We start from the raw sequence: 14,488 nt of genomic DNA, 5'->3' as shown, positions 1-14,488 counted from the left end.
ATTAAAATCAATTACTGAAATCTTATCTATAAATATTTAACAAAATAAAAGATGACGTGCCGATGTTTATCGGAGTCGCCCAACATCCCGCTGCTCTATGGGTTATGAAATAAGCAAGCTTCGATTGTTGGGTATTATTTTAAGAACTCTATAAAAAAGCCGGACAGTAGTGATTTTGTGTAATAATTGGTTGTCAACACTGATAGTTTTGTGGTATATTTTGCATATTGAAGGAGGAGAAATGCCTGGTATTTTGATAGGTTATTGCGGGTTATATTGCGGTCAATGTCCGATTTATCTCGCCAGTACGACTTTTAACGATAATAAGAAAGAAAAACTGGCAAAAAAGTATGCGCGCGAACTGGATAAAGAAATCAGCCCTAAGGATATTCATTGCTGGGGCTGCCGAGCAGGAAACAGAAATTGCTGGGGTAAAAGCTGTAAAATTAGAAAATGCGCCAGCGATATGGGAGTAGAATTCTGCTATCAGTGCCACAAATATCCATGTCCCGATATTGATGATTTTTGCAATAAGCATCCGGATGCTCTTCAGAATCTAAATAAAATCAGCAAAATCGGCGTTGAGGCTTTTATCTCTGAGATGTCGCTAAAGAAAAAATGAAGTGGCTGAAATTCTTGCGGTTTATTGCCGCATGAACTGAAGCATGTTTAAACCGGAGCAATTTAATGCAAAATAACGGAAATACTAAGATATCATTATGAAAAAAAAACAATCAAACACAAGCCAGATGCAATTTGAACACCGGACGGATGCATTTAACCTGGGACCAGCTTACCTTGAGTATTGCGTCCACAAGGGTTGGCTTGAAAAAGAAGGCGAAGGGGATAATGCTCAATATGTCGTTACCGAAAAAGGCAAAAACAAATTAGGCGATGTTCAGCTTAATTTCGACCTTTCGGTAATTGATTCTAAGGGCGATGGTCCCAAGAAAATACGCCGCCGTCATAAGAAATAAGTTAATTAATATAATTCCTTTTAAAGAATAATAACTGGGAGCAGCCCTGAATTTTTATAGAGATTTATATGGAGTTCTTACTGCCGGCAAGTTTTACCATAAGATATTAGAACGCCCTATAAAAAGGGCGTGGGCATTTTATGTCATTTCAATATGCGTGCTTAGCTTGATTGCGGCAGCTTATGTCTATATTAAAGTTGCGTCGTTATATAAAGAATCGGTTGTGTTCTTTAAGGATAATATTGAAACAGTCGAATTCTCCAATGGTAGAATTATCAATATGCCCATTACACATAAAACCATAGATTTCAGAGATTGGACAATCCATATAGACAAAAAATATATCAGTAAAGATTCATTGAATAATGAAATTTCGAGCGATACATCTCTATCAATTTTTATCGGACCGGAGACCGCTTATATCATTCTTATGGGCAAAAAAACTGCTATTGATTATCCCGATAGTTTTTCTGGTGTTGTTGATATCGAAAAAATTCATAGCTATTGGTCATATATATCAGGCGGATTAATTATTTCGACGGTAGTTGGATTTTTTATTTATAAATTTGCCGTCGGCTTGTTTTATATTTTAGTGATTATTGCGCCTATCATCATCTTTAAATTCAGGCGGATGGGATTAGCCTATAGCGGGTGTTTCAAGGCCGGACTTTACTTAGTGTTTTTCCAGCTTATAGTTTCAACTGTATTATTTATAGCGAAAATATATATTCTTTGGGATATTTTGCTGTATATTCTATTTTATATATTTTATATTGGAGCATTCGTTAATATTGATATTTCTAAAGGTCTAAGCAAAATAAAAAAAGGCTGACAATAATAATGAAAATAGCAATCACTGGCGGCACAGGTTTTCTTGGCGGCGCTTTAGCCAAAGCATATATTAATAGAGGCGATGATGTTGTCGCTTTAGCGCGCCAAAGTTCAAACACCTCAGTTTTAAGTGAACTTGGCGTTGAGATAATATATGGCGAACTATCTGATGAGAACAGTTTCAACTCACTGTTAAAAAACGCTGACCTTGGCATACACTGCGCAGCCTTGGCAACCGATTTCGGTTCATGGGATGATTTTCTAACCATCAATGTTAACGGGACAAAGAATTTTTTTGAGGCTTGTCTTAAGCAGGATTGCCCAAGAAGTATTTATATTTCATCGGTGGCTGTTTATGGCAATGGCCAAAACCATCGCGGAACCGATGAGGATGCACCATACGAAAAATTAATCATAGATAATTATACTCGCTCGAAAATAGCCGCCGACCGTATGGCTTTTGATTATTACCGGAAACATAACCTGCCGGCTACAATTATCAGGCCGGGATATATCTGGGGGCAGGGCGATAGGGCAATCATGCCGAGATTGATACAAGGGTTAAAAAACAACCGGCTGGCAGTAGTTAATAACGGCGTGAACCTTATGAACCTGTCGCATATCGATAATGTGGTTCAGGGAATTATGCTGGCCGCGGAAAATGATAACGCAATAGGGAAAGCCTACAACATCACAGATGGCTCTAAAGTTACCACTTTCCGCTTTATGAGCGACTTAATCGACCTGATTGGGGTTGACTATAAATTAAGGTCTTTCCCTTATGTTCCTGCTTATATAGCGGCTTATTTATGCGAGTCTTACGCGCAAATTCGGCGCTACAAGGTTGAGCCTCCAATAACCCGCTATACTGTTCGCATGGGCAAATATGATCAGGTGTTTGACATCTCCAAAGCTATATTTGAATTGGGATACAAGCCAAGCATCACCTATAAAGAAGGAATGGCGCGTTTAGCCCGATATGTCAGATCGCTGTATTATAACAGTAAGTGAGTTTACTCTCAAGCTATCAAATTTGCTGCGCTATGTAGGGCATATCCCTACAACGAATTCCGGAAAATCTCCAATATCCCTGCCTTATCGATAGGGCGCGGATTCTCGAGATAGTTTTTCCCCCTGCCGTAAATTTTAATAATATCATCAGCCATTTTCTCAAACTTCGAATCATCTATGTCGAGATCAGAAAAATGAATATGTCTGTTTACTGAGGCTAAAAAACTTTTCATGGCTTCGATGCTTTGGAGGGCGGCATGTTCTTCCGATTCGCTAGTAAACTGAATGTCGAATATATTTCTACCCAGCTCAATAAATTTGCGCGGACGCGCCGGCATTGTGTATTCCATAAGCGCCGGCAGAAGTAAAGCCAGTCCTCGGCCATGGGAGATATCATAGTGGCCGGAAACGGCATGCTCTAAGGCGTGAAGCGGGAATGTTCCGCCGCGCCCCTGATTTACCATGCCTGACAGGGCGACTGTCGAACACCACGATAGGTGAGAGCGGGCTTCGAGATGTTCGGGGTTTGCTATTGCCATCGGAAGATAGTGAATTACCGTTCGGATGATTGATTCGGAGAACCTGTCCTGAAGATAAGCGGTATCGGTGCCGGTAAAATATGATTCGATAACATGCGTGATAATATCAATGCCGCCGTCGATAGTATAATCTTTCGGACAAGTGAATGTCAGTTCGGGGTCAACAATTGAAAGCGTTGGGAATAACGGTTTGCCGAATATGCCGGTTTTCTCATTTGTATCGGTATTGGTGATTACCCCGCCGCTGTCTGCCTCACTGCCGGTGGCGGCAATAGTTGGCACGCATACAATCGGCAGAGCCTTGCGTATAGGGATATAAGTTTCACCATCGCCGGAATAGATATGGTCCCAGACAGGACGTTTAGACATGGCTGCAGCCGCAATTCCCTTAGCGGCATCCATAGTCGAACCGCCGCCTAAGCCGATAACCATATCGCAACCTTCATCACGGGCGATTCGGGCGGCTTCATCAACAGTTTTAGCATGCGGATTAGGCTCGATATTTTCAAACAATACAGGTTTGATATTCACCCGGTCGAGAATATCCAATACTCTATCGAGAATACCGGTTTTACGCATGGCGGTCTTGCCTGTAATCAACAGAGGTTTTCGACCGATATTTTTAACCTCTTTGCCAAGCTTGATGATTTCTCCCGGACCGAATATTATTTTTGTAGGAAGTATAAACTCAAAATTTAGCATATCTCCTCCATTGTTAACAGAAGGCAGGAAAGGGTTCCTGCCTTCGCGACGATGTTTCCTGCCTTCGCGATAATGTTATGGTAAAGATAAGAGGTTATGAATAAAATGGCAAGAGAGATAATCGTCGGGAAGGATTATCTTGAAAAAATAAATGCCCGGTAAGCCGGATATAATAGTTTGACAACACAGCTGCAATTATTTAAGTGATTTAAGCTTGTTAATCACCTTAGAGAACCATATTGTTTTTGATAACAATACCTTGATTTCAGGCAGCATCGATTGCGCGGCCAGCTCTCCCATTCTTATACAATCGCGCGCACGATTGAAATGCGACCAGTGGATTTTTCTCACATTAGGAGTGATGACAACATCAGCCATAGCAATTTCCATTTTGGTAAGACGTTCCAAGCCGATATTATCAGCCCTCATAATAATCTCGAGGCCGTTTGAAAAGTTCTCAACTTTGCTGACATCCTGATGCACATCGACAGCAGCAACCCGCTTAGCGCCAAGATTCATTGCTACCTCAATCGGCGTAATATTTGATGGGCCGCCATCGGCCAGCAGACCGCCGTTATATTCCAATGGCGGAAACACCCCCTCTATTGCTGATGAGGCATAAACAGCTTTGATGATTGGGCCGTTTGTTATAACAACCGGTTTGCCGTTAACCAGGTCTAAACAGACAGCCGCGAAAGGGATTTTATTATCCTCTATATTGTTGTTTTTAAGGATATCCTTCAATGGTTCAAATAGAGTTTCCTTAGTTTCCAGTGATATTCTTGTTAGTGCCTTTAATCCGATCAATCGGCGATGGACATAGTTGGTAAGCTCGGAGAAAACTGTATTTTTATCCTTTTTGCTAGTAGAATTAATCAGCCTGATCCATTGTTTTTTATTGAGAAATTGGTCGAGGTAGTTAAGAATATTAGATTCAACAATCCCGATATCTTCATACTGGGAATACATCGCCCCGATAATCGCCCCCATCGAGGTGCCGACTATTAAATCGGGTCTGATGCCTTCCCTTTCGAGCACTTTAAGCACGCCAACATGTGCTAAGCCGCGCGCGCCGCCGCCGCCAAGCGCCAGCCCTAATCTATATTTATTTCTTACTTCTGACATTTCGGACAATAGTGAGTAGATCGCCCTCCAAGTACAATCCGTCTAAACTGCAATCCGCAGTTTGGACATGTTTGGCCGGTTTTACCATATATTTTAAGCAGGCTTTGGAAATTTCCCTTTTGACCAAAGCCGTCAAGATAGTCATCGACAGATGTTCCTCTTTTACTTATAGCAAAATCCAAAACTCTTATTATTGATTCATGAAGCCGAATAAGTCTGATTATTGAAATCTTGGAAGCTTTAACAGATGGTCTGATTCCGGCATTGAATAAGGATTCATCAGTATAAATATTACCCAAGCCGGCAACTATCTCCTGATCAAGTAGAACCAGTTTGATTGGTTTATTCCTTTTTTTAGCGATATTGGCAAAATGCTTTGCTGAAATCTCGAATGGTTCAGGGCCAAGTTTCATTAGTCTAGGATGATTCGCCAGATTGGAAGTGCCAATAATGCAAATTCTTCCGAATTTCCTGACATCATAATAATCAAGCCGAGACTTCGCAAATTCGATAAAAAAATGACGATGTTTGTTGGCTAACGATATTTCCGAATCCACTATCAACTTACCGGTCATTTTAAGATGACATACTATCGCAATATCGCCCGTAAATATAAATATGATATTCTTCCCGCTGCGAGAAATGCTTTTCAATTCTTTCCCTTTTAAAACTTTGACTGAATACTGATTGCATTTTTCGCGTATAGCAGTATTCAAAAACTTTGCGTTTTTAACAACCTGTCCGATTAAAGCTGATGATATATCGTTAACTATTGTCTCAACCTCTGGCAATTCTGGCATTTTATCTCCTGAGTACAATATATTTAGCCGCTTGGTCCATAGCCGTGTTGTAGAAGCCGTTAAGACTGCCTGCCTCGCTGGCTTTTAGCCTGAAAAATTTAATACTTAAACCGCGGGTTATTGTAATTGTATTGGCGGTAACTGCCACTACTGAGAATATCTCTCCGAGATAACTGCTTAACGTGAAATTTTCGGGAAGATAATCCACTTTAAATCCTGCCGGTATTTCAATCGTTATTCTTTCCTGTTCCAAATGAGGCCGTCCGAGTTCAATGGGCAATTGCCGGTTTTCATATTTTTTAGTAAATTTCCAGCGGCCAAGAATATCTAAAGGAATATATAAAAACATATCATCAGGCTGAATATAATTCTGCGCTGAAAGTTTATAAGTTATCCGAAAAGGGTTAATATCCGAATAAAAATCCGAAAACTCAAGTTCATTAAACGATGAACCGGGAATTCCACTCAATGTTAATTTTGACCAGCGTTCAAATCTTTCCTGAGACGGAAGGTTTTGTAATATATATTTTTCCTCTATATTCAGCGAGCCGGAAAACAATTCGACACCATCGGCAGTTAACCCGCCTTTATCATCGAAAGAAATTTTCAGATGGACAGCATGGCCGTTTTCTCTATAATCGGATACTGGCGTGGTGATAAAATCCTTGAAATTATCGCCGACCTTCAAGCCCTCAACAGCCTGGTCCTCAAGCGGCAAAACGCCAGCCGGCGCACCTTGGTAGAATGGATCAATCCAGATTGTATCCGAATTGATATAAGCGGTTATCAAGAGGCGATTGAAATAAAAAAGGGCAGGCAATGTTTTAAGTACGTTGCCATTATCCCGTGTGGATATGAGGATAAAATCACAAGAGATATGAACGGCTTTCAAAAACGCACCCAATAACAAAGCCGCCTCTGCCTGAGAACCATATCCCCTATTGAGCAAGTCGCCGGGAGAATCGGAAATGTCAATATCCGAATATACAGCCTTGAAATTTGTAGTAATGAAATTTGTAATTTTGCTCAGTTTTTCACGTTTGTCGGATATGCCGCTAATCTGCAAATCAACTTCGCTTTTCACCATCTTGCCTGGTTGACCGACTGATTCGAGGTGATTGCCGTATGACCGGGCTATCAATTGCCAGTCAATTCTATCTCTTTTAAAATCAGGCCAGCGCCTATCATGAGAAAAAGCATAATAAAGGCAGGGTATATATTGTGACAAAGGCGGGCTGTCAGGTTCGAATTGAATCCCTGGCAATGATCTCGCCTCCCAGATATAATTAACCCACATTTCCCCGCCTCGTACATAATTCCTCGATTTTTCCTGGTTATAGAGACAGTTCGGCTGAATAAGGAAATTGAACACCCAGTCAGCAGGTGCGCTAATAACCGTGCGGTTTGAAGCTGCCGGATATGACCGTCCTAAAAAGCGTCTGCCGGAGAATACCGGTTCGGTGGATTCTATGGTCCATTCTAAAATAAATAATGCCCCGGCTCTGGCATCCGGATATGAAATAATATATCTTTGCTTGCCGCCATATAGTTCAACAAATGTCATTTCCTCATAGGATATATTTATCGTGTCGCCCTCCGGGGAAATAGTGTAAGCGCTGACTTCAATTTTATCATCGTTTGAAACAGCCGGAGTCGCAGCAGTCGAGATACCGCCCTCACCTTTACGCAATACCATAGCCAATGAACGGAAAAAACGCTTGTAGATATAAATATCTTTTTGAAAATCAACAGCCGTGCTGTCGTTGATGCTTAAATAGACTGCTTCCTTACCCGGATAAAGAGCCAGCATTTTGAGCAAACTTGGCAAGCTCTGACTAATAATAGCGGGAGATTGCAACAGGATAATAATCAGGCTAAGGAATATTCGGCGCCGCAAATTCCACCTCCTATTTGGCGTCCATCGGCATTATTTCTATAGAATTATAAGGAATTTGCGATGCAATCAAGAGAAATTCGAAAAACCTGTTATATCTTTCAGCCGAAAGCGTATAATCGAGGAGCTTGAAATTCTTATTTATTACACACCCTGTTTCATCGCTTATTAATGACAAATTTGCTTGCAGGCTGCGTTCATTGAAAGCCAAAACCATTGAATCTGTGTTTGCTTTGAAAGCATCCGAAAGCTCAATTCTGATTATTTCATTGATATTGAAGTTGAAATCGAACAAATAAGGATTAATCCGAGTTTTAGTATTAAAATATGATTTAAGATAATCGTAAAAAGGTGATAACGTATTAACAAACAGTCTATTGCTTCGCTGGGTTTTTGGCAGTTCTCCGAAAAAATGACCGGAAACCTCGATGCAATCCGGCTCTATTTGTTCAACCTGAAAACCGGACGACCTTAATCTGGCAGAGCCGCCGCTCATAAATGTGTAAAGTATTCCATCTAAAGCTTTATCGTGATTTATTGAGTAGTAAATGAATGCCGGATCTTTCTGAAGTTTTAAATCGACATCGCAGCGGAAATCCCCGTTGGGGGTAATTTTATAAACCAGCGTAAAATCTAATTGATTGCCGGGATCGCAGGGAGAGGTCAAAGTGAAATCTAAAAAAGACTCCGTCCCGCAAACTAAAGCTCTTCGGTTTCTAAGGGAGGGGGCTAAATGGTCATAACAGCAGGTCAGTTGAGTGGCATCCAAAAACAGGTAATCGCCCTGATAATCTACGGCGGTGATTACATGATTAAAATAACCCGGCCAGGGAAGGCTGATTATAACATCCGGTTTATCTCGGGCTGCGATTAGGGCCGGATTGGCTTTGATTCCTACAGCCGACAACAGAGCAATTAGCAGCGCTGATTTGTCCTTACAATCGCCGTATCTCTTGCGATAGACATCAGCGGCTGGAAGCGGCCTAAACTCGCCGCGGCCTATTTCGACCGAAACATATCTGATATTATCCCGAACAAAATCAAAAAGAGCTTTTATAGAATCGGTATAATTAAACGCATCCTTGCATAATCTCTGCGCCAGAACTGTTATCTCATTATTGGGAATCATCTTTCCATCCGATAGATTGTTGTAAAATGTAGCTACATCTCCCCAGCTTTGGAAACTGTATTGATTGTCATCATAGGCGATTATATCAGGCCTGATTACCACCCGGTAAGAATCAACTGGCGGCATGTGAAGCTCGGAAACATAAGCGGGAATCATTTCGGCAGATAAAACTAATCGAGAGTCGTTTTCATTTACATTAAAATCATTCCCGGAGAGGAAGTATTTATAAGGCGTCTTTGATTTCACCTCAAGATAAGAGTTATAGGTGGGCATATCTTTCTGTCTAAAAAACTGGGGCAGGTAAAGAAGGCTTTTATATTTCAATTTATATGAGATTACAGCAATCGCTCCGGTTCTTGTTGACGGCAGATGAATAATCTTTGTCTTGCTGTTAGAATAAAAACCGGAGCCAAAATCAGAGACCGTTTCAATGTCGTTATCTTTAATGATTATTGTCTGACTGTCAGGGAAAATATATCTAATGTCAATTATAGAAAACTCGACATAGCGATTCACCGATTCGCTGATTGATGAGTATCTAACGCTGCCCGGCCGGTTGAACTTAAGTTTTTGCTTAATAATCGTTTCAGCCGTATAGTCTGATTTTATATCAAGGAAAACCGAATCGTATAAACATTCGACAAGTGAAGTATCGTCAGCAAAACAGTTTGGTATATAAAATATAAATATGATAACACAAAAAAGAAGATAATATAAGCCTTTCGCTTTTTGATAATTCATTTAATATCTCATTCAATTATTAGAAAAGACAGCCTGTCATTACTTGCTTCGATTAGAAAATCCTATGTTTTTATACTATCGTTATATTATTAAATAATAACCGCTTATTTGCAACTAAAATTAATTCCAGATTTTGCTGAGGAATTTTATTATAGCAGCAGCTATTATATAAGACATTGCAATGAATCGATTTAATGATACATATGAACCCATATTTTGCAGCCATGTCCGCCGGCAGGCAGGTTGGAATTTTATAATGGCAGTGATTATTATATAGAGCATTGCCATAAATCGATATCATTACACATCTGCGAAAAAATATCCTTACAGAAAAGTGAAATATTAGATAACTGTTTTATTGTTTTGCTAACGTAAACACACCCCTGGTCCCTCTCAAGAGGGGAATAATAAAATGTTGGCGCACGGAGTGTACACCAACCACCCTAATCCCTTTCAAGGGGGGGAATAAAGCCGCGCTAACACGCTATATGATTATTCAATTTGAAAGTCTCTCGCCGCTGCTGGAGACTTAGGGTAAAACGCTTTTGCTTGAGGATATTTGTTTTTAAAGTCCCCTCTTGAGAAGGGATTTAGGGGTGTGTTTTTATTGCTAAGCGTTCAATATAATTCCGAATAATATTTTAATTTATTTGCAGCTCTACTGCAAAACCCGGGATAATTCGAGTTGTATGAAATTTCACTACTGTCCGGCCTTTTGCAGAACATTATAATCAACGTCACTCCCGTGAAAACGGGAGTCCAGAGATTGGTCATGCCGACACTTCCTGCCTGCCGGCGCCCGCCTGTCTGCGGATACAGGGCATGGTATTCTTGTTATCCACCTTTGAGTTAACGAACAGTTCCGTCCGCCGCTGGCGGATTCCTGGATTCTCCTGCCGCGGCGGGGGAATGACGTAAATGGATAATCATCGAATTAGAATCAATTTCTCAAATCTTATCTCGAAATATTCAATAAAATATAAGATGAAATGCCAATTTTTATCGAAGTCGTCCAACATCTTGTCGGCCATTAGATTATAATTCAAGAAAGCTTCGCTTTACTATATATTATTGAAGAATTCAATTGAAAAGACCGGACAGTAGTGATGAAATTTGAAGTTTAAAAAAATAATAGCGCTATTGATTAGCGAATAACGATTACCTTGCCGTTGGTAGAACCTGAGGGGAAATCTACCATATATAAGTAAACGCCGGAGGCAAGGTTGTCCCCGCCGCTGTTTCTTGCATCCCATACCCAGTCATCCGGACCTATATCGTTTCCTGTCATAACTATTTCCCCTGATATAGTAGCGATTATAATATTGCTGTTTTGCGGGAGGTTTGTGAAAGTAATGGCTGTATGGCCATCAGAGGGGCGAAACGGATTAGGGTATGGATGAATATCAAATAGTGTGCTGAAACTCAATGATTGTGCCCATAATATGTTATCGGGACTTATTCGCCAATAGTATGTTTCTCCCTGTTCAAGCGACTCTGAAAGTTTCCAGGTAGTAATATCCGAGCCGGACACTTTCTGCACCGGACCTGATTCTTCTACAAAAGTATCGAATTGGTCGTTATCGGCAATCTGGAAATATATGATTTCAATTCCGGTAGCATTTCTGATACTGAATACCGGTTGACTGGCATGAACAACATCCCCCTCGGCAGGATATAAGCAGTTTGATTCGGTTAAGGCTTCGAAGGCGCCGCTTATCAAGTTAAAATTTATAGTAGGCGACCAGCCGCTCGAATCAGCGTCTAAGCTATCAATAGGACTGGCGGCAGAATAAGCGCAGCAGCGCCAAAAATAATTAATGTCAGAAGATAGTTCGTTGAATGTAACCATGGTAATTGTATCATCTCCAGCCCCAAAACCGAGTCCGATTTTGGGGCTGGGAAAATCGCTTAATGAATCGAGCGTAAATTTATATGATACCGATCTGTATGATTCGACACATGATGAGGTTAACACAACCGAACCGTTAGTTGAATCAACCTCAGTGCTTAGCTGAGAGGGCGGCATGATGCCGCAGGCAAAAGTATCCGGAGTATTTGACAGGTCTGAGGCATTCCCCGAACCATCATATGATTTGATGCCAACATAATAGGGTTGTCCCTCCTCAAGATCTTCCATTACAAAAGTTGAGTTGGTTCCGGAAGATTGGGGAGCAGGAGCATCCGAAACAGAGATGGCTGATTCCCAGTTCGATTCCGATATTGGATCGATGGAGTATTTGATTTCATATAAGTAAGCCGCAATATCGCCATCGCTGGGAGCCGTCCAGGTCAGGATAATATCACCATGATTTTCGCCCGGTATAGCGTTAAGGTCGTCAATTGGCGCTGGCGGGATAGTATCGGATTCGGCGTCCGAGCCATATATCTCCACCTCAGTCAGCCAGATAACAGATGAATAATTCGGCGAACCCATATTGGCAGGCTGATAAATCCTCAATCTTGAGGTAGTCAATCCTGAAACATCGGTTGTGGTTACACTGTCGGCGCTGCTGTTGTCAACCTGATTGAATGTTGTATAGTCAGAACCGTTCCAGCGTTGAATATAGTATTGCTGAGAGGTCATAAATTCGCTTCGGTAATCATTCCATGCCCAGTTTATCGAAATGCTTTCTAAGGATTTATTGCTGCCGAAATCGAACTCTATCCAATGCGGCGAACTTGAGCTTTCCGTAGAGGCCCAGGTTGTTGGGGTTCCGCCGCGGGGGTTGATAACTCCATCGTTTATACGGATTGATGAGTAGCCGCTGTAGGTGCTGCTTACAGTAACGTCTGACGCTGGCGCTATGTTTTCTACTACTGTAGAAGTATCGGTATGGAAAGTATAATCACCGCTAACTGCTTCATTGTCGGATGCATCCGCAGATCTAACTCGAAAATGGTAATCGTTATCACGCTGTAAGCCTGTTAGGATGACTTCATGGTTAGTTATTAGGGATGGATCCACGGTTGTGCTTAAACCGTAGCTGGAGGTAAATCCATAATCAATCTGAGAGGTTGCCGGTTCATCGGTTGTCCATGTTATAGCTGCTGAATTTGAGGTGATATTGCCGGAATTAACATTTGAAATTACTGGGTCGTCTTCATCGGGTGCCGCAGTGGTGAAATATCTGGAAGAACTCCAGGAGCTTGTACCGCCTGAGTTGCCGGCTTGCACTCTCCAATAATACCGAGTGCTGCCTTCTAATCCGGAGGCATTGTATTGCGAACTTGTTGCTGAGCCATTATCTATTTCAGGACTGCCAAAATCGGAATTGTTGTCAATCTGCACATGATAATAAGTGGCGGTAGCGACATTATTCCAATTGAGGACAACCGGCTGGCTCAGATTGGTAGCGCCATTGGCTGGGCTGGCAAGTGTTGGTGTTGCCGGCGGGTCGGGTGGTTCGGCTTCGGGATCGATAGCCCCCATATAGGTTGGGTAGGCACCCCCGCGCCCGGTTGTTCGGCAGGGGGAGGAATCGGATAAGATATAGGTATGGTTGCCCGGTTCATATAGCGGGCTTTGACAAATTGAGTTAACATCTATACTAAAAGTTGATGTCCAATTATTTAACGTATACGTCCCTGCATTATTGCCACCATATATGCTCCCAAAATAACTATTATTGGCATTATATACACAATTATAATCCGAATATAAACCGTTATATGTCGATTCTCCATCAAGGTTTTGTCGCCAATGAATGCCCTCTTCGGTACTATTATTGTCATAGTCTATGTTTGAAAATATATTATTAAATATACTGTCATATTCACTGTGAATGACTGAGTGGTCATACAAATGAATACCAGTAACAGCACAACTATCAAATGTATTGTTGTAAACCATATTGCTATCAGAATGAGGAATGTCTCCAGAAAGCCATACTCTGAAGCCATCATTGCATTTGTAAATAAGATTGTGATGAAATCTATTAGCTCTTGAACCAGAGCCAACACCCATACCAACATCATTGTCATAAATGATATTACCATAAATGACGTTCAAGGAATCTTCCCGCTTCAATCTAATCCCGTTTCCGTATGGGCGATGACTGAATATAGTATTATATTTAAGTGTGCAAGCATAGGTTCTATAAGTATGGATGCCGCTAAAATTTACATCAACAGCTAAATTTGAATAATTACTGTCAATAATGCAACTCTCAACAACGCAATATGAAGAAGCGTCATAACCTATATATATACCACCACCATTATCATTATTCGCAGCTCGATTATGGTGAACATGGCAATTTTTTATTCTATTATAGTTTTGCGACCAACCACCGATGCCAGCCGGATAGCTATAGCAAACCTCAAATCCATTAATAACTATATATTGCCGTGTCGATAATAATACTCCCCATCCTTCATTACCTGTAGTTGTGTCACCCTTAACGACTACTGTGGATTCTGGATGTACATAGAACACAATATTGCTATTATGACTAACACCGTTATTAACAGGAAAGAGACAGGCATATCTACCATCGTAAGCTAACCACCGTTCGTCAAATGTTCCATTAAGATAATAAGCAGTATCTCCTGCTACAACCGTAGAGCAAATTTTGCCCGAAGTTAAAAATGCATTACCCGGAGATAAACCATTATTGCTATTGCTGCCGTTTGTAGCGTTCACATAATAAGTCGTCGCCTGTGAATAAGATATCATTATTAATGTTAGTAGTACGCTAACAGCTATTTTTTTAAACATAAATTCACCTCGTTTTCTAATT

Annotated in this window: 10 protein-coding genes; 4 read left to right on the top strand and 6 right to left on the bottom strand. The window is 41.0% G+C overall.

The window, feature by feature from the left end; translation table 11 throughout:
• Window positions 1–241 precede the first annotated feature (241 nt).
• From J7K40_09945 to J7K40_09930, 4 genes are all read left to right on the top strand, one after another.
• Window positions 242–622 (top strand): DUF3795 domain-containing protein, encoded by a 381-nt coding sequence (locus J7K40_09945; protein ID MCD6162719.1) that lies wholly within the window; start codon window positions 242–244, stop codon window positions 620–622.
• Window positions 623–719: 97 nt separating this feature from the next.
• A complete protein-coding gene (locus J7K40_09940) occupies window positions 720–977 on the top strand; it encodes a hypothetical protein (protein MCD6162718.1) in 258 nt (85 codons plus the stop codon).
• 34 nt (window positions 978–1,011) lie between these two features.
• A complete protein-coding gene (locus tag J7K40_09935; GenBank protein MCD6162717.1) occupies window positions 1,012–1,809 on the top strand; it encodes a DUF1189 family protein in 798 nt (265 codons plus the stop codon).
• A gap of 8 nt (window positions 1,810–1,817) precedes the next feature.
• A complete protein-coding gene (locus J7K40_09930; GenBank protein ID MCD6162716.1) occupies window positions 1,818–2,819 on the top strand; it encodes an NAD(P)-dependent oxidoreductase in 1,002 nt (333 codons plus the stop codon).
• Window positions 2,820–2,866: 47 nt separating this feature from the next.
• Here the strand turns inward: J7K40_09930 and J7K40_09925 are convergent, their stop codons facing one another.
• The 6 genes from J7K40_09925 to J7K40_09900 all read right to left on the bottom strand — a co-directional run bounded on the left by J7K40_09925 (window position 2,867) and on the right by J7K40_09900 (window position 14,466).
• The gene (locus J7K40_09925; GenBank protein MCD6162715.1) at window positions 2,867–4,060 is read right to left on the bottom strand and encodes an iron-containing alcohol dehydrogenase; all 1,194 of its coding nucleotides are present in this window, start codon (window positions 4,058–4,060) and stop codon (window positions 2,867–2,869) included.
• A gap of 195 nt (window positions 4,061–4,255) precedes the next feature.
• The gene (locus J7K40_09920) at window positions 4,256–5,185 is read right to left on the bottom strand and encodes a patatin-like phospholipase family protein (protein MCD6162714.1); all 930 of its coding nucleotides are present in this window, start codon (window positions 5,183–5,185) and stop codon (window positions 4,256–4,258) included.
• Window positions 5,173–5,985, bottom strand: coding sequence for a bifunctional DNA-formamidopyrimidine glycosylase/DNA-(apurinic or apyrimidinic site) lyase (gene mutM / locus J7K40_09915; protein ID MCD6162713.1), 813 nt, complete (start codon window positions 5,983–5,985; stop codon window positions 5,173–5,175). The genes J7K40_09920 and mutM overlap by 13 nt, the downstream gene beginning before the upstream one ends.
• A gap of 1 nt (window position 5,986) precedes the next feature.
• Window positions 5,987–7,882, bottom strand: coding sequence for a hypothetical protein (locus tag J7K40_09910; protein ID MCD6162712.1), 1,896 nt, complete (start codon window positions 7,880–7,882; stop codon window positions 5,987–5,989).
• A gap of 10 nt (window positions 7,883–7,892) precedes the next feature.
• A complete protein-coding gene (locus J7K40_09905) occupies window positions 7,893–9,749 on the bottom strand; it encodes a hypothetical protein (protein ID MCD6162711.1) in 1,857 nt (618 codons plus the stop codon).
• 1,144 nt (window positions 9,750–10,893) lie between these two features.
• Complete coding sequence (locus J7K40_09900) at window positions 10,894–14,466, bottom strand: right-handed parallel beta-helix repeat-containing protein (protein MCD6162710.1); 3,573 nt, start codon at window positions 14,464–14,466, stop codon at window positions 10,894–10,896.
• Window positions 14,467–14,488 lie beyond the last annotated feature (22 nt).

It is taken from the genome of Candidatus Zixiibacteriota bacterium (assembly GCA_021159005.1).
Classification (GTDB): Bacteria; Zixibacteria; MSB-5A5; order UBA10806; family 4484-95; genus JAGGSN01.
Note: the sequence above shows the minus strand (reverse complement) of the source record. Positions and strands in the feature narration are given on the sequence as shown.